Origin of the sequence: Photobacterium sanguinicancri, assembly GCF_024346675.1 — a bacterium.
Lineage (GTDB): Bacteria > Pseudomonadota > Gammaproteobacteria > Enterobacterales > Vibrionaceae > Photobacterium > Photobacterium sanguinicancri.
In genome coordinates this window covers 2,482,962-2,505,649 of the sequence record NZ_AP024850.1, presented here as the reverse complement: position 1 = coordinate 2,505,649, position 22,688 = coordinate 2,482,962, and the positions used below count along the sequence as shown (strand labels likewise).

The 22,688-nt window shown below is 42.7% G+C and carries 22 protein-coding genes; 13 read left to right on the top strand and 9 right to left on the bottom strand.

Annotated features, from left to right (window positions below):
- Positions 1 to 49 precede the first annotated feature (49 nt).
- Genes OCU87_RS11700 through OCU87_RS11680 form a run of 5 tightly spaced genes read left to right on the top strand, consistent with a single transcriptional unit; the run spans position 50 to position 4,619 of the window.
- Positions 50 to 1,318 (top strand): CpaF family protein, encoded by a 1,269-nt coding sequence (locus OCU87_RS11700; RefSeq protein ID WP_261857206.1) that lies wholly within the window; start codon positions 50 to 52, stop codon positions 1,316 to 1,318.
- Positions 1,319 to 1,346: 28 nt separating this feature from the next.
- The gene (locus tag OCU87_RS11695; protein ID WP_261857205.1) at positions 1,347 to 2,270 is read left to right on the top strand and encodes a type II secretion system F family protein; all 924 of its coding nucleotides are present in this window, start codon (positions 1,347 to 1,349) and stop codon (positions 2,268 to 2,270) included.
- Between the two features lie 8 nt (positions 2,271 to 2,278).
- Positions 2,279 to 3,145, top strand: coding sequence for a type II secretion system F family protein (locus tag OCU87_RS11690; RefSeq protein WP_261858381.1), 867 nt, complete (start codon positions 2,279 to 2,281; stop codon positions 3,143 to 3,145).
- Positions 3,145 to 3,978, top strand: a complete 834-nt coding sequence (locus OCU87_RS11685) for a tetratricopeptide repeat protein (RefSeq protein ID WP_261857204.1) — start codon at positions 3,145 to 3,147, stop codon at positions 3,976 to 3,978. Before OCU87_RS11690 ends, OCU87_RS11685 begins: the two co-directional genes overlap by 1 nt.
- Positions 3,979 to 3,980: 2 nt before the next feature.
- Positions 3,981 to 4,619: an OmpA family protein gene (locus OCU87_RS11680; protein WP_261857203.1), complete on the top strand. Its 639-nt coding sequence runs from the start codon at positions 3,981 to 3,983 to the stop codon at positions 4,617 to 4,619.
- 119 nt (positions 4,620 to 4,738) lie between these two features.
- On the opposite strand, the gene cls is transcribed toward OCU87_RS11680, so the two are convergent.
- Positions 4,739 to 6,196, bottom strand: a complete 1,458-nt coding sequence (cls, locus tag OCU87_RS11675) for a cardiolipin synthase (protein WP_094956838.1) — start codon at positions 6,194 to 6,196, stop codon at positions 4,739 to 4,741.
- 394 nt (positions 6,197 to 6,590) lie between these two features.
- Between cls and OCU87_RS11670 the strand changes: the two genes are divergently transcribed.
- From OCU87_RS11670 to OCU87_RS11655, 4 genes are all read left to right on the top strand, one after another.
- On the top strand, positions 6,591 to 7,925 hold the full coding sequence (locus tag OCU87_RS11670; RefSeq protein ID WP_261857202.1) for a sodium-dependent transporter: 1,335 nt from the start codon (positions 6,591 to 6,593) through the stop codon (positions 7,923 to 7,925).
- Between the two features lie 169 nt (positions 7,926 to 8,094).
- A complete protein-coding gene (locus tag OCU87_RS11665; RefSeq protein WP_094956840.1) occupies positions 8,095 to 8,799 on the top strand; it encodes a TIGR01621 family pseudouridine synthase in 705 nt (234 codons plus the stop codon).
- A 202-nt stretch (positions 8,800 to 9,001) separates the two neighbouring features.
- Complete coding sequence (locus OCU87_RS11660) at positions 9,002 to 9,208, top strand: hypothetical protein (RefSeq protein ID WP_062690758.1); 207 nt, start codon at positions 9,002 to 9,004, stop codon at positions 9,206 to 9,208.
- 144 nt (positions 9,209 to 9,352) lie between these two features.
- On the top strand, positions 9,353 to 10,288 hold the full coding sequence (locus tag OCU87_RS11655) for a class I SAM-dependent methyltransferase (protein ID WP_261857201.1): 936 nt from the start codon (positions 9,353 to 9,355) through the stop codon (positions 10,286 to 10,288).
- A gap of 111 nt (positions 10,289 to 10,399) precedes the next feature.
- On the opposite strand, the gene gspS2 is transcribed toward OCU87_RS11655, so the two are convergent.
- The 8 genes from gspS2 to OCU87_RS11615 all read right to left on the bottom strand — a co-directional run bounded on the left by gspS2 (position 10,400) and on the right by OCU87_RS11615 (position 16,859).
- The gene (gene gspS2, locus OCU87_RS11650) at positions 10,400 to 10,786 is read right to left on the bottom strand and encodes a type II secretion system pilot lipoprotein GspS-beta (RefSeq protein WP_062690760.1); all 387 of its coding nucleotides are present in this window, start codon (positions 10,784 to 10,786) and stop codon (positions 10,400 to 10,402) included.
- Positions 10,787 to 10,870: 84 nt separating this feature from the next.
- Complete coding sequence (locus OCU87_RS11645; RefSeq protein WP_062690761.1) at positions 10,871 to 11,170, bottom strand: YciI family protein; 300 nt, start codon at positions 11,168 to 11,170, stop codon at positions 10,871 to 10,873.
- Between the two features lie 136 nt (positions 11,171 to 11,306).
- Positions 11,307 to 11,705, bottom strand: coding sequence for an acyl-CoA thioester hydrolase YciA (gene yciA, locus OCU87_RS11640; RefSeq protein ID WP_062690762.1), 399 nt, complete (start codon positions 11,703 to 11,705; stop codon positions 11,307 to 11,309).
- A 13-nt stretch (positions 11,706 to 11,718) separates the two neighbouring features.
- Entirely contained in the window at positions 11,719 to 12,264 is a 546-nt protein-coding gene (locus tag OCU87_RS11635) for a septation protein A (RefSeq protein ID WP_062690763.1), read from the bottom strand.
- 205 nt (positions 12,265 to 12,469) lie between these two features.
- Positions 12,470 to 13,021 (bottom strand): hypothetical protein, encoded by a 552-nt coding sequence (locus OCU87_RS11630; protein WP_048900212.1) that lies wholly within the window; start codon positions 13,019 to 13,021, stop codon positions 12,470 to 12,472.
- 216 nt (positions 13,022 to 13,237) lie between these two features.
- The gene (locus OCU87_RS11625; RefSeq protein WP_062690764.1) at positions 13,238 to 14,236 is read right to left on the bottom strand and encodes a 2-hydroxyacid dehydrogenase; all 999 of its coding nucleotides are present in this window, start codon (positions 14,234 to 14,236) and stop codon (positions 13,238 to 13,240) included.
- A gap of 78 nt (positions 14,237 to 14,314) precedes the next feature.
- Positions 14,315 to 14,815, bottom strand: a complete 501-nt coding sequence (locus tag OCU87_RS11620; RefSeq protein ID WP_261857200.1) for a response regulator — start codon at positions 14,813 to 14,815, stop codon at positions 14,315 to 14,317.
- 22 nt (positions 14,816 to 14,837) lie between these two features.
- Positions 14,838 to 16,859, bottom strand: coding sequence for an ATP-binding protein (locus tag OCU87_RS11615; protein WP_083540942.1), 2,022 nt, complete (start codon positions 16,857 to 16,859; stop codon positions 14,838 to 14,840).
- Between the two features lie 175 nt (positions 16,860 to 17,034).
- Between OCU87_RS11615 and OCU87_RS11610 the strand changes: the two genes are divergently transcribed.
- From OCU87_RS11610 to OCU87_RS11595, 4 genes are all read left to right on the top strand, one after another.
- Positions 17,035 to 18,348, top strand: a complete 1,314-nt coding sequence (locus OCU87_RS11610; RefSeq protein WP_062690766.1) for a DUF945 family protein — start codon at positions 17,035 to 17,037, stop codon at positions 18,346 to 18,348.
- 301 nt (positions 18,349 to 18,649) lie between these two features.
- Positions 18,650 to 19,066 carry a CBS domain-containing protein gene (locus tag OCU87_RS11605; RefSeq protein ID WP_062690767.1) on the top strand — a complete coding sequence of 139 codons (417 nt, stop codon included), beginning with the start codon at positions 18,650 to 18,652 and terminating at the stop codon, positions 19,064 to 19,066.
- Between the two features lie 105 nt (positions 19,067 to 19,171).
- Positions 19,172 to 20,641, top strand: coding sequence for an MATE family efflux transporter (locus OCU87_RS11600; RefSeq protein ID WP_261857199.1), 1,470 nt, complete (start codon positions 19,172 to 19,174; stop codon positions 20,639 to 20,641).
- Positions 20,642 to 21,154: 513 nt separating this feature from the next.
- Entirely contained in the window at positions 21,155 to 22,570 is a 1,416-nt protein-coding gene (locus OCU87_RS11595; RefSeq protein WP_261857198.1) for an SLC13 family permease, read from the top strand.
- Positions 22,571 to 22,688: the final 118 nt, after the last annotated feature.

The following is a 22,688-nucleotide window of genomic DNA, read 5'->3' as shown; positions in this document are numbered from 1 at the left end:
TTTAAACCTTGATTGAATTTATCGCGTTACTTTATAGATTGAGATAAACATGAGTGCTGCAAAGTCACTATATTTAGATATTCGTAATCGTATTTTTGAAGCTCTGGATACGAATGCTGTTGAAAGCGCATCAAAAGAGCAGCTGCGTGCACAGTTAACGAATGGCGTTGACATGCTGGTTGAACAAATGGAACAGCCTGTTCCTGCTATTTTGCGTCGTCAGTACGTTACTAACTTAATCGATGAATTGACAGGGCTCGGACCTCTTCAGCCTTTGATGGATGATGAAGATATAACCGATATCATGGTAAATGGTCCGAATAATATTTTTATTGAACGCCACGGTATTGTCGAGCAGACAGATATCAACTTTGTTGATGATAAGCAGTTACGCCAAGTCGCTCAGCGTATTGTGTCTCGTGTTGGTCGCCGTATTGATGAATCAACACCGATGGCTGATGCGCGTTTGCCTGATGGTAGCCGTGTCAACGTAGTGATTAGCCCGATCAGTATTGATGGTACTGCTATTTCCATTCGTAAGTTTAAGAAGCAAAGTATCGGTTTGCCAGAACTGGTCGAGTTTGGTGCCATGAGCCCTCAGATGGCTAAAGTATTAATGATTGCAGCACGTTGCCGCTGTAATATTTTGATCTCTGGTGGTACGGGCTCAGGTAAAACGACGCTTCTGAACGGCTTATCGCAATATATTTCAGAAAAAGAACGTATTTTAACCATCGAAGATGCAGCAGAGCTTCGCTTACAACAGCCCCATGTATTACGGTTAGAAACGCGTGTCGCAGGTACAGAAGGAACAGGTGTTATTTCCCAGCGAGACTTGGTAATTAACGCCCTACGTATGCGCCCAGATCGTATTATTATTGGTGAGTGCCGTGGTCCAGAAGCGTTTGAAATGCTGCAAGCGATGAATACAGGCCATGATGGTTCTATGTCGACATTACACGCCAACACACCACGAGATGCACTTGCTCGTGTTGAAAGTATGATAATGATGGCCAATCTGAGTTTGCCATTAGAAGCTATTCGTCGAACTATTGTCAGTGCGGTGAATATCGTTATTCAAGCCAACCGTTTACACGATGGCACCCGTAAAGTGACGGCAATATCAGAAGTCGTGGGTTTAGAGGGTGAAAATGTTGTGATGGAAGATATTTTCCGTTTCGAAGCCGATGATCATCAAGGCGAAGGTGAGAAAATATCGGGCCGCTTTGTTACTCCTGGCTTGATGCAGCGTTCTGAGTTGGCGAAAAAATCAAAGTTTTTTGGTTTGTACAATGAACTTATGACTGCCTTCCGATAAGGGAAGCGGAAGGAAGAAGAGGAATGTCATGACTCTGTATTTTTCGCTATTGTTACTCGGTGCAGCAGCACTGCTTTATAGTAATAGCCTTACAATGAAAAAACAAAAAATCTCAGCGATTAAAAAAGATCAGAAAACCAAGGCTGAAAATGAGATTAATCTGATGAACTTGGCATCTTTAAAAGGTGAGAGTTTAAAAGACCGTATTCTTATCCGTTTAAATGGCGTGTTTTCGCAATTAGGAAAAAAAGGTCTTATTCAAGTTGCGATAGGCATTGTTATCATCAGCTTTTCGATGAGCTATGTTGTTGGTGCGTACTTAGCCTTAGGTTTCGTTTCTGGTATAACTACTTTAATTGTGACTCCTTTTATCGCGATGTTTATCCTTTTTCGTTTTTTACTTGCTCGTCGTAAGAAGCTTTTTGAGGCATCCTTTCCTGACGCAATAAATTTAATGACCAGTGCGATTAGCTCTGGTGAAAGTGTAATGCAAGCGATTCAATTTGTAGGCAATAAATTAGATAGTATTGTTGGACAAGAATTTAAATGGGTTGGTCAGCGATTACAAATTGGTGAGTCTCCTGATGATGTTTTTCGTCGTTCTTGTCAAAATTGCCCATATAAAAGTTACCGGTTTTTTATTATCACTTTGCGTGCAAATATGATTCGTGGTGGTCAATTAAGAGAGGTAATGACTCGTCTTAATCGAGTGCTGTTTGATGCAAGAGCGGTTGAAAAGAAAACCAATGCAATGACTTCTGAAGCAAGGATTTCAGCAAAAATTGTTGGTGCTATACCTTTTGCTTTCTTACTAATAATGAAATTTATGCAACCGGATAACTTTGATTTTGTTATACGAGATCCTGATGGTCGGTATATATTATATTATATGCTTGCGAGTGAGGCGGTGGGGATGGCTATTATCTATTTTCTGATGCGAGGTATTAAATAGTGTCTTCAATGCTGATATCTCTCGTTATATTGCTTATAGGCGTCGGTGCTTTCAGCTGGATTCATTCAAGCTATAAAGCCAAGTTACGTAAGCGTATGCATCACCTGTTACAGAGTGAAGAAACAGAGTCCGATGCGCGTCGGAACTTCCGCAAAGCAATGAATAAAATTAGCGCGGAGAACAAAAAAGAGTTTGAACATAAACTTGAGCAGGCTGGTGTATATAATAAAGGTTTAGCAATATATTACTTACCAGCCAAATTTAGTGTGATAGGGATAACTACTGCTATCTGTGGATTCCAGATCTTAGCTGGTATATGGCAATTGAATGATGCAATTTTGCCATTTTTGGGTGTTATGATTGCGGTGATTATCGTTCCTGATTGGGTGCTTGTGGCTAAAAGAAAAGCCGTCGAGCGCAATGTCAGTCGAGAGCTGCCTTATTTAATTGATTTAATGGCGGTATGTGTTCAAACGGGGATGACGCTTGAATCGGCACTTGCCTATTTAGCGGATGAAATGCAAGGTTTTGACAAACACTTAGCCTATCATATTCATAAAACGGCAGAGCGTGCACGTTTGACAGGCTTAGAAACCGCATTGACAGAGTTTGCAGTGCGTATTAATACTCAAGAAGTACGTAGTTTTACTTTTACCTTACTGCAAAGCCTTCAGCATGGTAGCTCGATTTACCAAGTGTTAATTACGCTATCAAAAGATATTCGTGAAGTTCAAATGCTGGAAACTGAAGAAAAAATTGGAAAGTTATCTGCCAAAATGAGTGTCCCACTTATATTATTTATTATGATTCCTATTGTAATTTTGATCATCGCTCCGGGTGTCATGAGAGTTGCGCAGTCGGGAGGGATTGGCTAATGAAAATAGTAATAAGTATTTTTGTTTTAATCGCTCTTGCTGGCTGCTCAGGCTCGCCGAAACCTAAAGTCTCTGATGAAGAGCGAATGGAAATCACTAAGAATTATGATGGTTTGCAAGAGAGTTACCGTGCGAGATTGAAAAATAATGCTAAAGACTATGTAGCATCAGTAAAGCTTTCTGCTGCCTATTTTAAAGATAATGATGTAGAGGCGGCAAGTTATTATATTGACCAAGTCCCCGACGATGAGTGCAGTAAGATAGATACTTGTTGGTTAACAAGAGCGGATATTGCTTACCATAATAGAGAGTACAGTCAGGCTAAATATTATATTGATTACAGCTTAGCTGTTGGTAAGGATGTTTTTGCGGTTAAAAATTTATACGGCATTATGCTGGCGCGACAAGGTAAATTTGATGAGGCGCGTAAATACTTCTTTGAAGCGCGTGTTGGCTTTAAAAATGAAGATGCAATTCGTAATAATCTTGCCATGACTGAAATGATGGAAGGTAAATATGATAAAGCGGCAAAGCGCTTATCACCGCTATATCAAAAAAATCGCTACGACTCAAAAATTAAAGCGAATTTAATTGTTAGTTTGATGCTTTCAAAGCAATACTCGGCAGTGAAAAACCTGTTATTACAGGAAATGAGTGAGGAAGAAGCAACTGAAATGTTCATGCAATTGCGTGAGGATTTAGCCAAACCAGCAAATGAAGCTTTGCCTATTTTGAATGTTGAATCTGATAATACAGAACCACTGCAAGTACCATCACTAGTACCAAGTAATAAAAATGTGCAGCAAGATGCTGATCACAATGAGGATGTTTAACCATGATGAAACGCTTACTGCCATTATTATTAGTGACTGCAACTAACGTATATGCGGATGAAACTTTGCTTCAGCACTTATGTGAAACAACAGCTTTTAATCAAGAGTTAACCATTACTCAGCATCAGCCTGTTATTATTGCACATAATCGTAATGGTCAAATGCTGGCGGGTAAACCGGTTGATTTAAACTTGTCTGCTTATACCGAATTATTAGCGGATACTACGGATATAAGCCGTGATTGTCTTGCATACCTTGAGCAAAATGATGTCGTCAGAATTGTAGATAATGATACCTCTCCTCAGTTCCAGAGTGGACAAACTATTGCACGGGTATTTTTTACTTTTGACCGCTCAACACTGAGCAAAACATCGGTACGTATTCTTGAAAAGATTGCAGGTCAATTAAAGCACAGTAACGCGATGATTCAGCTTGAAGGCCATACTGATGCAAAGGGCAGTGCCGAATATAACTTGGCATTAGGGTTGCGTCGTAGTGAGTCGGTAGAAGCTTTCTTAAAATCGCGTGGAATGCATAAAAACCAATTAAAAGCGTCTAGTAAGGGCGAGTCTGCACCTGTTGCTGATAACAGTACTGAAACAGGGCGAGAGCTTAATCGACGTGTTGAGATTAAAGTTTAATAGAACGTTATCTTTCCGCATGATTAAAAATCCCAGCGCAAGTTCGACTTGGCTGGGATTTTTTCGTGCTATTGATTGCTCTATTCGTAGCTGAGCGGTACTTACACTAAGTATGTGGGTTAGAGGAGTGGGCTAAACATATAGAAAAACTGCTCAGCAAGCTTATGCTGGACTGAACGTTTTTCCCACTCACGCCAATCAACTAAGGTGGAGTTTTTAATATATTCTTGCTGTAGCCAGCTTAATTGTTGGGTAAATTCAGCACTGTCTACGGCTAATGTGACTTCAAAGTTCAGCCACAAACTGCGCATGTCCAAGTTAACTGTGCCGATTAAGCAATGATTATCGTCGATAACGACTGATTTCGTGTGCAACAGTCCGCCATGGAATCGATAAATCTTTACGCCCGCGCTGAGTAACTCAGCAAAAAATGAACGACTTGCCCATTCAACCATGGTGGAATCGTTTTTATCTGGAATAATCAGACTGACATTGATCCCACGAAGTGCCGCACCGCGCAGGGCGTGAAGCAGATTCTCACTTGGTACAAAGTAAGGTGTTGTAATTACTACGCTTTCTAATGCTTGATAAATACTGAGCAGCAACACCTGATGGATGATTTCATCTGGCATTCCAGGGCCTGATGGGATGACCTGCACTGTATCTGAGTGCTCATCGGGATGGTTGACGTTACAACTCGGCATTGGCGGTAAGTCTCGCATCCCCGTTTCAACTTCCCAGTCCCAGGCTTGAATGCTGTTTAGCACTGTGACTGTCGGTCCGGTTAACCGCACCATCACATCTACCCACTCGCCAACTCCAGCATCGGTTTTAAAAAACCTTGGGTCGACTAAATTCATTGATCCGGTATAGGCAATTTCGTTGTCGATCACCACAATTTTACGGTGTTGACGTAAATCTAAGCGGCGTAAGAACATTCGAAACGGGGTGACGGCTAATGCTTCTGTGACTTCAATACCTGCATGACGCATTAATCGTGGCCAGTGGGATCGGAAAAAACGCATGCTACCTGCGGAATCTAATAATAGCTTTATGCGTACTCCACGCTTTGCGGCATCGATTAATGCGACACCGACTTCATCGGCTAAGCCACCTGGGTGCCAGATATAAAATTCAAGATGAATGGAAAGCTGTGCTTGTTTTATATCTTCAATAATAGATTTTAAAATGGTTTGAGGGGAATCTTGAAGCGATAGGCTGTTGCCAACGAGGCTTGGTATACCTAGGCGATTTTCGCACAAATCACAGATTGGCCGCGCATATTGGCTCATCAGTTGTGGTTGGTGTTCAGGGCAATCATTCAGGCGTTGAAACCAGTCTGCGTATGGGCTGAACATATCTAATGCGCGTTTAGCCCGTTTCTTTCCTAGATTGAGTTCACCGAATAAAAGGTAGGCTATGATCCCACCGACCGGAATGATGTAAATAATCATCAACCACGCAAGAGAGACGCCAACGACACGACGTTTGAACACAACCCGAATTGTAATACCCGCTATCAGTAGCCAATATAGAAAAACGCTAACCCAAGCTAGGATTTGATAAAACTGTTCCATTTACAGACTTATAATTGCAAAACTCTGTAGGCATTTTGCATCGTTTTGTCGCGAAAACATAGTGTTAACTCACTAAAGTCGGTGCTGAGTGCGGATTAAAGTGTAACGAGGAATACTAAAGCCAATACCAGTACCAAAGGATAGAAAATATCAGTGAGTATGCATTAAGTGTGATGTCATGATGCTGATGTGAATAAAGTTAGTGTTTTATGCAGGATTGGTGAAAATAAACAGAGCCAAATATCAAAATATTGAAAAGTGCGCTTCACATTTTATTCGATAACTGATTTACTAGCCAGTAACACAATGGAAATACATTTTCTCGTTTCGTAAACTATATTTTACAAGCGTGCATCCAATGAAATAATGAAAACTAACACGACAGGGAAGGCGTATGGCAAGTCAATCGAGGGCGCAGTTTAGCTCCAAAATTGGTTTTATTTTAGCAGCAGCAGGTTCAGCCGTTGGATTAGGTAACATTTGGGGTTTTCCGACCCAAGCGGCAAGTAACGGCGGCGCTGTTTTTTTGATTGTATATTTATTGATGGTTTTTGCATTGGCATACCCACTGTTGGTGGCTGAACTTACTATTGGTCGTTACGGCAGTGCCAACCCCATTAAATCTCTACGTTCAATTTGGCCTCAACAGAAGAAAGTTGCGACTGGACTTGGTATTGCGGGCATGATCGCGGTTTCTATGATCCTCAGTTTCTATGCCATTGTCGCAGGCTGGCTGTTGGGTTCTTTAGCGGGGCCCATTCTTGAATCGCTTGGTATGGTGTCGGCCGCGCAATGGTTAGAGTCTTTCAGTACGGCTCGTAATCTTATTTTGATGGTTGTCTTTATGGTGCTCACCATAGTGGTGGTTCGTAATGGTGTTGCAGATGGTATCGAACGCTGGTCGACACGGTTAATGCCTGTTCTATTGATATTGTTTGTATTGATGGTGGCCTACATCTTGACCCAAGATGGCGCGATCAATGGCCTGAAAATGTACCTTATTCCTGACTTTTCCCAGTTTAGCGCCGATCTTGTTGTGAGTGCGATGGGGCAAGCCTTCTTCTCTCTTTCGCTTGGTGTGTGTTCGATGATGGTATACGGCTCTTACATCAAAAAGGATGTAAACCTACCGAAAGTCGCTGCGCAAGTTGCTCTACTTGATACTGGTGTTGCTTTCATTGCCGGGCTATTGATTTTGCCTGCGATGTTTGTAGCTGCAAACAATGGTGTTGAAATTTATAACGAAGCAGGGGCTTTACTGTCATCAGACACTTTAGTCTTCAGCGTATTACCTGCGATGTTTGATACCATGGGCGCAGCTGGTTTATTGGTTGGTGTTCTGTTCTTTATTCTTATGGTTATCGCTGCACTCACATCGTCAATCTCGATGCTTGAAGTCCCCGTTGCTTGTGCAACCGAAGAGTTACAGCAAGATCGTAAAGTCGCAGTATGGTGGATTGGCGGCATTATTACCGTTTTCTCTGGCATTATCGTATTTAACTTTGGGGATATGTTTGGTTTGGTTATATCGCTGACCACGGAATATGCTCAGCCTATTTTAGGTATGGTATTCGCACTACTTGTTGGTTGGGTGTGGAAGCGCGATCAAGCATTACAAGAGATCAAGCAAGGTTACCCTGAACTGGAACAAGGCTTATTCTGGAAAATTTGGCCTTGGTATGTTCGTGTTGTTTGCCCACTACTGATGCTATTTGTATTCTTTGCCTAGACTACGGAATACATAAAAGAAGAAAGCCACTCAATCGAGTGGTTTTCTTTTTATATAAAGGTATGGATAGCAGCCTGCACTTTATAATGACTTGGGTATATACTCCGCTTTCTATTATGTGCATGCCGCGTTCATGCCGTTTACCGCTTTCTCTACCTAAGGCCGCAGTATGTTTACATTGGTTCATCAACACCCTGACTTTTTAATTATCAATAAACACCCCAACGTGAGTGTGCATAAAGATGATAATGATCAGCCTTTGTTAGCGGCGGTTGCTGAGCAAACGGGTGATAAGCAGCTCTACTTGATTCATCGACTAGATAAGATGACATCAGGCTTGCTCTTATTAGGGCGTAATAAAGAGGCTGCAGCTTTACTCTCTGCAAATTTTGCCAATCGTGTTGTCGATAAGTTTTATATTGCGATCAGCACTAAAAAACCGAAGAAAAAACAAGGTGTCGTGGTGGGCGATATGAGTCGTTCTCGTCGCAGCAGCTGGAAACTTGAAAGTACCAAAGAAAACCCAGCAGTCACCCAGTTTTTTTCTGCAGCTGCGGGTAATGGTCGTCGGTTCTTTTTATGTAAGCCCCATACGGGTAAAACACACCAAATTCGGGTTGCGCTGCGCAGTGTCGGTGCTGGCATTACTGGGGATGCGATTTATGGCAGCGAAGATGCAGACCGTGGTTACTTGCATGCTTACTCGCTGGCATTTCCATATAAAGGCGAAACCCAACGTTTTACTTGCCCACCAGAACAAGGTGAGTTGTGGCATAGTGATGAAGTGAAAGTGGCGTTAGCACAATGGCAATCGCCGTGGACATTAACATGGCCAACATTGCCCGATAGCCTACAAAAGGCATGTCAGCGCTAAGTCTGTACTTATTACAACTTTTCAGTGCGTTAGTTTTGATTTTAGTACCGGTAGCTTAGGGATAGCAGCGTTATTCAACAAATATGGTTAAAACAAAAAATAACTTGGTTTAACTGCTGCTAACTTGTTCAAACGCAAATGCGATCTTAATACGACTTCTCTATAATATCGGTCTAGGAAATGACCTAGATTGAGGAATCGAATGCGCCTGACCCGTTCCGTCTCGCTACGTATGCGAATTAAGAAAAAGAAAAATAAAACCCGCTTTTGGGATTTAGCCTCTCTCCGTCGTAACCGCCACACTATTAAAACCCGTCTTAAACGCCATCGCCAAGTCCGAATCACCGCTGAGTATGTTGTACTCGCCAGCTCCCGTATTGAAGAAGAACAACTAAAGCTAGTCGCTTGAATTCGCTAGATGATCATACTGACGCATCAGTGATCAAATCATTCTCGCTGGCTCAAAGTACCAATTACTGCGCAATATTCTGTTTAGCTAATTAATGGAATTGGTATTAGAATAGCGCCTTTATCTGAACAATCGACTGGCAAGATGGATATAAACGCACTTTCTCAATTAGAACAACACCTCCTTAATGCATTATCGACACCACCATCTGAAGTGCGTCGTTTGTTTCATGGCCGTGGTCGCTGCTGGCAGGGGTTAGAGCAAATCACGGTTGATTGGCTACAAGATCAAGTCTTGGTTTCTTTATTCAAAGAGCTTTCTGAAGAATTTCTTTCTGAGTTGAATGCGCTATTGCAGCGTTTACTCTCGACCACACAATGGCAGCAATGCGGTGCCAAGGCATTGTTACTCCAGCACCGTGATCGTGATGGTTCACCAACAGAAGTGATCTGGGGCGAATTGGGTGAATATCAAGATGTGGTCGAAAATGGTCTGACTTATAAGCTGGACTTAGGTCGTAAGCAAAACAATGGCTTATTTTTAGATATGCGTTATGGCCGTAAGTGGGTGCAGGAGCAGGCTGAAGGTAAGCGTGTTCTTAATTTATTTGCTTACACTTGTGGTTTCTCGATTGCCGCGATTGCCGGTGGTGCCGAGCATGTTGTGAACCTTGATATGGCTAGAGCAGCGTTGAGCCGAGGTCGTGATAACCATCATCTGAATAATCATGATTTATCAAAGGTTAGCTTCTTAGGCCATGAGTTGTTTAAGTCTTGGGGAAAAGTGCGAAAAATGGGTGCCTATGATTTGATCATTATCGACCCACCATCTTTTCAGAAAGGTAGTTTTGCACTCACAAAAGATTACGCAAAAATATTACGTCGCTTGCCTGAGTTGTTGACTGAAAATGGCCAAGTGCTGGCATGTGTGAACGATCCATCTATTGATTCTCAGTTCTTAATCGATGGTATGGCGCAAGAAGCCCCTGAACTACAGTTTATTGAGCGGTTAGAAAACCCGCCTGAATTCAAAGATATTGATCCGGATGGTGGCTTAAAAGCCCTTATCTTCTGTCGATAATGTGCAGCGAGAGTACTCTCTATTGAATGATTGCTTTCTTGCAATAAAATGGCCGCGAATAGTGATATTCGCGGCCATTTTTGTGTGACCTTTGTATCTTTACTGTCGCGATTACTGCATCAGTTGTTTACAGTATTCGCTATAAACTGATTGTTCAACCATGGTGCGCCCACGCATGTCCATGATTTTTATATTGTAGCTAACACCTGCATCAAAAAGTGGTGTGAGTTCATCACTGCTACAATAGTTTGCTGCTGCCGCTTTTATGGTTTGAGATGGCGCCATTTTACCTCCGCCACCGTAAAGGACAGTAATCACAACCGTTTTATTTTTCGCCTGGGCTTTCATGACTTTATATTCGTCGATTTTGTCGTAAGGCGCTTTAGCGTTAATGGTTGCAGCTCGGCTTTTTGCTAAAGCAATGGCTGTATCATCTTCACTTGATGCGCATCCATTCAAAACCAGAAGTGCAGCTACCGCTAATATTTTCTTCAGCATAAGTGTGGTTTTCTTATTGTTAGTGTTTACCGAGTGATTTTCTAAACCGCTTAATCAATTGACGTAATACCGTCTTTTTTTAAGCTAAGGTAAGACTTTTTTGAATGGTTTAACAATAACGTTTTGATAAACACCCGCGTCGATGTATGGATCGGCATCTGCCCATGATTTTGCGTCTTCAAGCGAGTTAAATTCAGCAATCACGGTTGAGCCCGTGAAGCCTGCTTCACCCGGGTTTTCGCTGTCGATAGCAGGGTTTGGGCCTGCAATTAATAATCGACCTTGTGCTTGAAGCTCTGTTAAACGCGCTAGGTGTTTTTCACGAACGCTTAAACGACGCTCTAGGCTATTTTCAACATCTTGAGAGAAGATTACATACCACATTGTTATATTCCTTTTTTGTGGAGATCTGGGTATCAGTTGCTTGATTGTATCTTTGCGACGCGAGGGTATCAATGCTTTGCGATGAGAGCGTTTCACACTACAAAAAAGCCTCACAGCAAGTGAGGCTTTTTACTAGTTAGGCTTTTTTCACCGGGCGTGGTCGGCCTTCACTATTGATGGCGACATAGTTAAAGGTCGCTTCACAAACCTGATAGCGATCCCCAACGGCCTCGTGTGCCACTGGCTTAACCCAAACTTCAAGGCCTACGCTCATTGACGTGTTACCAATGCGCTTACATTCACCATAACAGCAAACAACGTCGCCAACACTGACAGGCGCTTTAAATGCGATGCTCTCGACGGAAACGGTGACTACGCGACCGCCTGAGATTTCTTTTGCCAAAATAGCACCAGCTAAATCAAGCTGAGACATGATCCAACCACCAAAAATATCGCCATTGGCGTTGGTGTCTGCTGGCATTGCTAAGGTGCGGAGAAGGAGTTGTCCGCGTGGGATGTTGTTTTCTGTGGTCATTGTTGATTCCGAGTTACTGCTTGTCTGAACCGTTTTCTTTCGGCATATGGCGATAAATATACCCGCCAGTGGCAAGGGTAAAGAGTAACGTTAATACAAGCAAGCCGAATACTTTAAAGTTTACCCAAACATCGAGTGGTAAAGTGAATGCAACGTAGATATTAACAACGGCACACACGGTAAAAAATAAGACCCAAGCCAAATTTACTTTGTTCCAAACGGGATCGGGTAAAGTCAGTTCTTTGCCTAGCATGCTTTTAATTGCGGGTTTCCCCATGAATTGGCTAACCGCTAAGCCAATCGCAAAGAGCGCATAGACAATGGTGACTTTCCATTTAATGAAGTTTTCATCATGTAAGAATAGCGTCAAACTACCGAAAACAGCGACCATTGCGAAGGTTATTAGCTGCATTTTTTCGACTTTCTTGTACAAAAACCACGTCAAGGCAATTTGAATGGCGGTGGCTATGATTAAGGCACCTGTTGCAACGAAAATATCATGGGTTTTATACAAAACAAAAAAAACAATAAGCGGTATAAAATCGAGTAGTTGTTTCATGTGGCTGTGAGCCTTACTGACAAATATGTCTGGCTAGTATACCTAAACCGAGAGTAAATGGCAGAGTACTTGGCTGCTAGTGTATGTGATATGGCTCGGTATCTTATGCTGCTGCCAGCGATATATGACCGAGTATATCGCGAAAAATAAAAAACGGTAGCTTATTGGCTACCGTTTCTGTACTGACGGATTATCTAAAAACCGATTACAGCTTAAAGCGTGTCGTCAGGATGATTTGATCACCGTAAAGGCCATTGAATTTGCCTTCAGCACCGATTGAGAATAGTTCGGTTGCATGGAAACGACCTGTGATAGAGCCGATTACTTTGTCATCGTCGCTGATCGTTGTGTGACCAATTTTGCCGCCAACTTCAAATTGTGGACCAAGCCATTGACGAACACCTAAGTTCACTTCAACACCCATCTTGCCACCAGAACTGTTGTAACGGTCATTTTTAACATTAAGGGCTTTGATTTCACCCGTAATATCAGCCCAGTTGTTCACTGGCGCGTGGAAGCCAACACCAACATTTGCATCCCAATCACCTTTGAAGCGCGTATCAACGCTACCTGTAATGTGCGCATTAGGGTGAATTGACATGCTGAAGCCACCACCGTAAGTCAATGGATCAATACCAATACGCGCTTCTGCGTAATCGTAGCTGAAGTTACTCATGGTGTTAGTTGCTGGTGTTTCAGCATGTGCTGCAGTCATTGTTGCTAGCACAATGCCTGTAGCAATAAGTGTTTTGCGCATGAAAAAGATTCCAAAGGCTATAAAATAGAATTCGTCATATTCTAAAGGACAAGTAATACCAATAATAGGTTTTGAACTGACTTGTTCTTCAAAATGATAATTTGGTGGTTAAATAACCACCAAATTAAGAGGGAGGGTGTGAATGCAGCCACACTTTGCGTTTATTTATGTTCCAAGCATTATGCTGCTTAGCCCTTATGAAACGCTAAGTTTGAGTTATACGCTTTTAATGAGTTCGTTACCCGATGTTTCGCCCTGAGCAAATTTGGTAATACTATGTAAGCTTGTATCGGCAATGTTACCCAGTGCTTCATCGGTCAAGAAAGCTTGATGGCCAGTAAATAGCACATTGTGGCATGATGACAAACGGCGGAACACATCATCTTTGATGACATCATTCGATTTATCTTGGAAGAATAAGTCTTGCTCGTTTTCATACACATCAATACCGAGCGACCCAATTCGACTGCTTTTTAGTGCCTCAATGGCATCTTTGGAGTTCAGTAGACCGCCACGGCTGGTATTGATGATCATCACCCCATCTTGCATTTGCTCGAAAGCTTGAGCATTTAACATATGGTAGTTTTCATCTGTCATTGGGCAGTGAAGGGTGATCACGTTTGCTTGGCGGTAGATATCTTCAAGGCTGGTATAGATTGCACCTAGCTCAATGGCTGCTGGGTTTTCAAAGGGGTCGTAAGCCAAAATATTCATGCCGAGCCCTTTTAAAATACGCATGGTTGCAATACCAATGCGACCAGTACCAATAACACCGACGGTTTTACCGTTAAAGTTAAAGCCGGTTAACCCTTCAAGTGAAAAGTTGGCATCGCGTGTACGTTGGTAAGCACGATGGATACGACGATTCAGGCTCAGCATTAGGCCAAGAGTATGTTCGGCAATCGCTTCTGGTGAGTATGCAGGTACACGTACTACTTGAATATTGAGAGCCTGTGCGGCATTAAGATCTACTTTATCAAACCCAGCACAGCGCATAGCAATAAGGCGAACGCCTGCTTTAGCCAGTTGCGCTAAAACAGGTTGTGATAAGTCGTCATTCACAAACGCACATACAGCATCAAAACCTTGTGCCATGCGCGCTGTTTGCTCTGTTAAGCGGAACTCAAAATAAGAAAGCTCAAGCTGATAATGTTGATTGATCAACTCAAAGGATTTTTGGTCGTATTTTTTTGTGCTAAAGACTGCAACTTTCATAGCGTCACCTTTTAGGAGAACTTAGATTTTGTGATAAAGATAACACTTCTCAGTTCTAGCGCAAAGTTTGTATGATGATTAACCGTCGGATAATGACAAGCGGCGATCGCTCATTGCTTGCATGATTTTTGCCGCATTTAATATGCGTGCCCACGGCATTAACTCTTTCTCGTTGTCAATCATATAGGTTGTAAGTTGTTCAATCACAATCTCTTTTAAGCTCTCACCATCCCAGGGTTTCGCAATATAATAATCCAAGCTTGCGTTATTAACGGCTTGGACGGTTTCTTCTAAGCCAGCTTGTCCCGTCAGCAATACTTTACGTGCCGCTTTAGTTTCATCTTGCTGTTTTAATTCAATTAAAAAGTGAATGCCTGTTTCTCTGGGCATGATGTGGTCGCATAAAATCAAGGCTAACGGAATATGGTCGGCAATGGCGTCGGCTAATACTTCTTTGGCTTCGTCCACAGATTCCGCGGCTTCAAGGATGAAATGCTCACCTAAGGCATCAAGGTCGTGTAATACGCTGTCGAGTACTTCACGTTCATCATCAACACATAAAATCATATATTTTTTCATAGCATTTCCTTATGTGAGTGTCTTATTTGACGGGTTCCGTTTTATCTTGATCTGTTTGACTCGACCTTGATTTGTAAGAGGCAGCTTTGTCAGGTGCTGCTTGAACAGAGAAATAGTTTGGGTGAACGGGTAAAGTAACGATCATTCTGGTAAAGGTTTCAGGCTCAGACTCGATGCGAATGGTCCCGTTGTGTTGATGGATGATTTGCTGGCAAACCGATAAACCAATGCCAAGACCAAAATTACCTTCACGTTTAGTGGTGTAATTGAGCTCAAAGACTTTCTCTTGCTGTGCTTGTGGAATGCCTTTTCCATTATCTTCTACTAAAATATCAATACTTTGCTGGTGGCTATTGGGAGTGAATTGAGTCGTGATTCGAATCTCTCCGGGTTCTATAACCGCATCTAAAGCGTTGGCTATTAAGTTCGTCCACACCTGTTGTAACGCAATAGGTTGGCAACGTATATGTGGTAGTTCAGCATACTCTTTGGTGACATGGTGTCGCTTTAAGCGGTTTTCAAAGATGACCAAGGTATCTTCAAGCCCTTCATGCAAATCGACATCGTGGGTGGTTTCATCATCTTGCCTAGCGTAACTTTTTAAGCTTTTGACTAAGTCAGCGATACGGTGAGCACACACATTGATTGACCGTAAGAAATTACCCATCTGGTAATAGTGTTCCCATTCATCAACCACTGTTTTGAGTTGATGCTTTTGTGGGAGTAACCAGCGTTCAATGCTATCGGTGTCATCGAGGCCCATTAAAACGGCCTTGCGGGCGGTTTGCCTATCACCAAGTGTTGCTTCGAGTTGCTTGGCACGTTGTCGAGCTTCTGAAGTCGATAGGGGACGGGACTGCATTGCACGCTGCAAAATCACATTGCCTTGGGTTTGATTATCGTGATTAAGCTGTGAGTCGGTTAATTTACAGATAGTTTCTTTTAAGGTGTCGCTGCCGCGTAAAATGGCAGATACTGGATTATTCAGTTCGTGCGCAACGCCAGCCACTAATTGACCTAACATTGCCATTTTTTCTTTGTCGATAAGTTCTTGATAGGCTTCGTCAAGTGACTTTAGGGTTTGCTGTAACCGCATTTCGGTTTTGATGCTGCCTTGTAAGCGGCGGTTAAAGTTGCGTAATAAAAGGTTGGTAAAAAGGGGGAGCAACTCGCTTTGGGAATTCATGACCTTAGTGAACAGCTGTCGATCTAATTTAATGACGTCGGTTTGGCATAGGGTAATACCGGTTGAAAATGAAGCTTCATCTGTTACAAAAGACATCCCCCCAATCAGGTTGCCAGATCCTACGCGTACCACTTCATGCTTAAAGCCATCTTCATCTTTTTTATATAACGCGACTTCTCCCCGAGTGATAAACCATAAGAAGCTATTAGCTTCACCTTCGTGGGTGAGCACATGGCCTTCGCTGTATGTGCGGCACGCTTTGTGTTCATCATTGCCTTGAAAGAAACTGTGCAGGGCGTCGGTGACTTGGCTGGCGAGTGTCGTGTCATCAAGTTGATCACCGTGACGGATAAAGCCCGAGCGAAAACTCGACATTTGCCGGTCGATATGCGCTTTTAGAATACGACGGTGATCAAGCAGTTGGCTGTATTTTAGCCAATCTTCATCGGGGTGTTTTATGACGTAGGTTGTGAGCTCTTTAATGAGGACGCGGTGTAACTCTTCACGTTGCCAAGGTTTTGTTAAGCAGTAATTAAGCCGACCTTCGTTAACGGCTTGCATGATGACATCAATTTGTGGCTTGTCATTCAACAAGACTGTTCGAGCGCGTTTAGTGACAGGGTGGTTATCTAATTGTACTAAGAAATCGACGCCGTTATCTGCACCCAAATCGTTATCACAAATCACCATCGCAGCTTGTTGGCCTTGCTGCTCAATAAAGGCCAGCGTGTCATTGGCATCGTCGATACTATCAGCTTCGACAATATCAAAGAGATCACTGAATGGGCTTAGGTCTTGCCGCAGTCGCTCGACAATGCTGGGCTCATCATCCAGGCACAAAATAACAAAGCTATTCACGATGGTATCCTTTAAAAGGGAGTTCTTTATTCAGTGTATGTTAAATGAACAGTAGGGTCTGAGAGGCTGACAACAATTTGGACGTATTACTTATTGATCCATAGAGGATTCATAGAGGTATGCAGCGGTTTGTAATACACTAGCCTCAGTTTATTTTTTACGATCAGGGATATTTATGACGCTCAAGAAAATTGGGGCAATTGGTGGTGCTATTGCGGTGGCGGTGTGTTGGCCGATTGCTGTGGGTCAAGTTGGTGAACGTATTTATTTGGATACGGTTGGCAAGTATGAAAACCCTTACGTCAAAATCAGCAACGAGAGTTATGATCGTGGCTATTTAAGCTCTGAAGCGGTATCTCGAATCGAAATAAAAGACGAGTTTAAACCGCTGTTTGAAGAAGAAGGACTACCGTCTGTTTGGCATGTTTCGCATAAGATCAAGCATGGTTTACTGGGTATGACCTCATACAGCCAACTTGAGCTGGATGAGGGTTTACAAAAAGTTGCAGCGCAAGCATGGGGCGAAGGTGTAGCGCCAATTACGTTCCAAACTGAGACATCATTAACGCGTCATACTGAATTTAAAGTGGTGATTAACCCGGTTGCTTACAAAGATGATTTTGGTTCATCTGTATCCAGCGAACCCTTCATTTTTGATGGTGATGTAGATGGGAAAGGGGCAGGTGAGTTCCATTACCACTTGCCGCAGTTTTCGGTCACGACTACCGCAAACGAAACCATGGAAATGCTGAATTTCACGGGTGGCGGTAAAGGGAAGATGGATGGCCAGTTCTGGTTGGGCAATCAAAAAGCGCAGTTAGGCTCAGTAAAATTCATTGATAGCAATAACGATAAAGCAGTAAGCCTGACAAATATGTCAGTCGCAATGAGTAACGTGCTAACTGAGCCAGCAAAAGATGCTGAGGCTGATGAAAATACTCGCTTAACGAATGAAAATAAAGTGACCATTGAAAAGATTGTTTCTTTTGATGGTAAAGATTATGACAACTTTAACTTTGACTTGTCTTTCATTGGTTTAGATTACCCTGCGATTGCACGCTTAGGTAACATGAGCGATGACATTAACGAACAGATGACCCAAGAACAGCAAGAAGAAGCACTGTTAGCGTTAGATTTGCTAGTGGCAAAAGGGTTAACGCTCGCGATGGACGATTTAAGCCTGACGACGCCAATGGGGGATGTTCGTAGCCAAGTTCGTTTTGTGGTTAAACCTGGCTTAGCGCGCGCATCTCAAAGTGTAGATAAAATTGCTGAAAAGCTAACGGGCAATATTGCACTAGAATTGCCTAAACAATTAGTTGAAATGGATCCTGCGTTGTTAGAACGAGCGACCATGATGGAGCAAGCCGAAATCGTAGAGCGCCTAGACGACAAATATGTATTGAACATGCAAGTTGAAGGCGACAAGGTGATTTTAGCTAATGGCGATCAACTGCCATTGGGTATGTTATTTATGTTGTTTATGTAATGTAGACGCATCCAGTACTTTACTGAGCAGCATTGCTTACACTGAGTTTATTGGTTAATAACGCGTTATCTCGCAAGAGATAGCGCGTTTTTTTATCTGCAAAACTTGTTGATAGGTTTTGTCTATTGATGAAATACATTATTTGTATTTAGTAATTTCAGATAAATAGACGACACTTAACACAGAAAGGTCAGACGACTTGTTCTGATGGCTGGTTTAGATGCAAGACAACGAATCGTTGATTCTTAGCATCATTTTTCGGCACACACTTCTCTGCACATAATGAGATTTAGGGGGATGCATGGAATCGTTAAAAGTTAAAGACTATATGAATATGCGCCCAGTGACTTTTGATCCAAGTCAGTCGCTGTCTGCGGCACTTGATAAGTTGTTAACGGCAAAACAAATCGGTGGTCCTGTTGTTGATGCAAATCGTCAAGTTGTTGGTTTCTTGTCTGAGCAAGATATGATTCAAAAGCTGATTAAGGTGGGTTATCACTGCCAGGATACACACACGGTTGGTGAGTGTATGCGAGCTGATGTATTAACTGTCTCACCTGACAGTTCAATTATTGAATTAGCGGAAACGATGTCAGGGCAAAAACCAAAAATTTACCCTGTTGTTGAAAGTGGCCAGTTAGTTGGCGTTATTACTCGACGTGATGTACTGACAGCTATCAGTAATCAAATTGGCGCTTGCTTTAAGCATCCAGTATGATTTTGCTCAATAATTGAAAAGAATGAAAAAGGCGCACTGTGCGCCTTTTTTGTCGTTAGCGTATTTTCCTTTTCGACGAAAAAGGGAATCAACAAAGGTAACGGAATGAGCGAACAGCACGCAAAGTTTGTCACAGGTTCACCCATGCGACATATCGCAGTCATGTCAGGAACCGGTGCCGTAGGTTTGATGGCACTATTCTTAGTCGATCTGGTCGATATGCTATTTATTAGTATGTTGGGTGAAATTGAACTTGCTGCTGCGATTGGCTTTGCTGGCACCTTGGTCTTTTTTTCCACCTCAGCTTCAATCGGTACTTCGATTGCGATGGGCGCTTTGGTTTCACGTGCACTTGGTGCCAAGCAACATGAGAAAGCGCGAGACTTGACGATTAACGTCATGATGTTTGCTTTCATTATCTGCTGTATCTTAGTGACTTTGATGCTGTGGCAATTACCCCAGTTACTCGACATGATAGGCGCGAAAGGAAAAGTCGCAGAAGCGGCGACGTCTTATCTGGTAATTTTGCTACCAAGCGCACCCATGATCGCTATTTCAATGGCGGCAGGTGCTGCATTGCGTGGCGTGGGTGATGCTCGCCGTTCTATGATTGCTACGTTGATTGGTGGTGGTGTGAATGCGGTACTAGACCCTATTTTTATCTTTGGATTATCAATGGGCATTGAAGGTGCTGCGATAGCCTCTGTGTTTGCTCGATTAGCCGTTCTTGTTTTCTCTCTTCACGCTGTTATCTATAAACATAACCTCGTTGCTAAACCGAGCCTCACCTCGTTTAAAGCATCTTTGGCGAGTGTGTGTGCGATTGCCTTTCCTGCCATCTTAACCAATACCGCGACACCGATTGGAAATGCGTTTGTCACCAGCCATATCGCACAGTTTGGTGAAAGCTTTGTCGCGGGTTATGCAGTTATTGGCCGAATCATGCCGGTTAGTTTTGCCTTGGTATTTTCATTATCTGGTGCGGTTGGGCCTATTATTGGGCAAAACTTTGGCGCGGAACGGTGGGATCGCATTACCCGTACCTTAAAAGATGCGCTGCTATTTACTTCGGTTTACTGCGTGTTGGTATCGATATTGTTGTGGCTAGGGCAAGACCTTATTATCAGTATCTTTAGCCTGAAAGGTGATGCTGCTTACATGATAGGTATTTTCTGTACCTTTGTTGCTGTGACTTTCATCTTTAACGGCGCACTTTTTGTTGCCAATGCTGCGTTTAATAACTTGAATCGTCCAACGTGGTCGACAGCGCTAAATATGGGTAAAGCAACACTGGGTACTATCCCATTTGTGTACATTGGGGGTGAATTAGCTGGTGCGGGCGGGGTATTGATGGGGCAAGCTGTCGGGTCAGTCTTGTTTGGAATATTGGCTTTTACTCTGGTTATCCGCCAGGTTAAAACCATGGCATACGAACATGAGCAGAAACAGCAAGAAGTTGAAATACTTGAGCCTAGCGTACCAATTACGCCGTTTTGTTCTTCTCGTACTTATATAGGACAAGAAAACGTACTTGAAGAGTCGATGGCCAATGATCAAGAACAGCCAGTAAAATAACGCTATTTTAGCGAATTACCTTTAGTTAGTTTCTTTTCATGTCGGTGCCTTTCTGGAGTAGGGAAAGGCACTAAACCTTCCTTTCTAGTTCTTCAATAATAGACTGCAGTACTTCCCTCTGATCGAAACGCCATAACAGCGGCATAATGCGATGTTGATGTCTTTCTTATTATTTGTGTGACAAATGCGCGCCATTAAGGTGATGTAAGTCACGTTTACTTCGATTTTGTGATCTAGATGGTTATTTCTCGTAATTTAAGATTGTTTACTCTTATTGTTCAGCGAGTTAGCTTGCAAAGTTTGATTGAAATAATTGTTTTATTTCACTTATTTATTGATCTAAACCGGTGAAAAAACAGCAGTAACAACGCAATATAACTCTTACTACTAAAGTATTAAGCTGCTTGGTTTGATAACTATCAAACGGAGTTGACAGTGAACGCTTTTTTTCTGCGAAAGAGGCGGCGTTTACAAGCAAGATTCAAATATTAGTGTTTAAGGGAATATTCAAACATGCGCCAATATCTTCGGTATATCATTCCGATCTTGATCCCCGTGATCATTTTAATGCTACCTGCATCGGCATTTCCTGTTGAGGGAATGACTGTGATTCAGCAGCGGGTTATCGCAATTTTCCTACTGGCGGCTTTGTGTTGGGTGATGGAGCCAATCCCTATCTACGCCACATCCGTTGTGATTATCGTACTTGAACTGTTATTGCTTTCAGATAAAGGTTTGTACTTGCTCCGCTTGGATCATGGCCAAGAGCACTTTGGTGAATTGCTTTCTTACAGCGATATTATGGCTACATTTGCCAGCCCTATTATTATGCTGTTCTTGGGTGGTTTCTTCTTAGCGATGGCAGCAACCAAGTACCGCCTCGATGTTAACTTGGCCCGCGTATTACTTCAGCCTTTTGGTCATCAACCTAAATATGTGATGTTTGGTTTAATGCTGATCACGGCTATTTTCTCTATGTTCATGTCGAATACGGCAACAACCGCGATGATGCTGTCTATTCTTGCGCCAGTGATTGCGCTATTTGGCGATCGTGATCCAGGGAAAATTGCTTTTGCGTTGTGTATTCCTGTTGCAGCAAACATAGGGGGTATTGGTACCCCGATTGGTACCCCTCCGAATGCGATCGCCCTTAAATACCTCACTGGCGAAAATCTGATTACCTTTGGTGAATGGATGATGTTTGGTGTGCCCTTTGTCGCGATTTTATTAATGTTCGCATGGGTTTTAATTAATAAGTTATACCCAGCAAAACAAGAGAAAATTGAATTAACCATTAAAGGTAAATTCCTTAAAACACCGAAAGCGATCACGGTTTATGTCACGTTCGCCCTGACGATTATTCTGTGGCTAATGGGCTCGACTCACGGTATGAACTCTTACACTGTTGCGTTAATTCCTGTTGCTGTGTTTTCACTAACGGGCATTATCAATAAGGAAGATTTAAAGAAAATTTCTTGGGATGTCTTGTGGCTAGTCTCGGGTGGTATTGCTTTAGGTTTGGCACTCGATCAAACGGGCCTTGCTCGCTTGTTGGTACATAGCATTCCGTTTGATGATTACTCTCCGTATGTTGTGTTAGTGGGGGCGGCAGTGCTGTGTTTGACCATGGCGAACTTTATGTCTCATACCGCGACAGCGAACTTATTGATGCCGATTATGGCAGCACTAGGTACATCCATGGCGAGTTTGGTGCCATTGGGCGGAGAAATAACCTTAATTTTGATTGTGACGTTTGCTGCCTCGCTGGGGATGTCTTTACCTATCAGTACTCCACCGAACGCATTAGCACATGCGACGGGCCATGTTGAAAGTAACCAAATGGCGCGTGTGGGGGTGATTATTGGTGTGGTTGGTGTTGTGATGAGCTTTGTTATGGTTTGGCTATTGCATCTAGTGAACTTCATTTAAATAGCTTTGCGATTATCACAGTTTGGCGCAGAAAAATGCGCCAAACTGACGATTCAGTAATGCTGGTCTGGTGACATCTGGAGATAACGGCTGCTATGGCAACAACAATATCAGACAT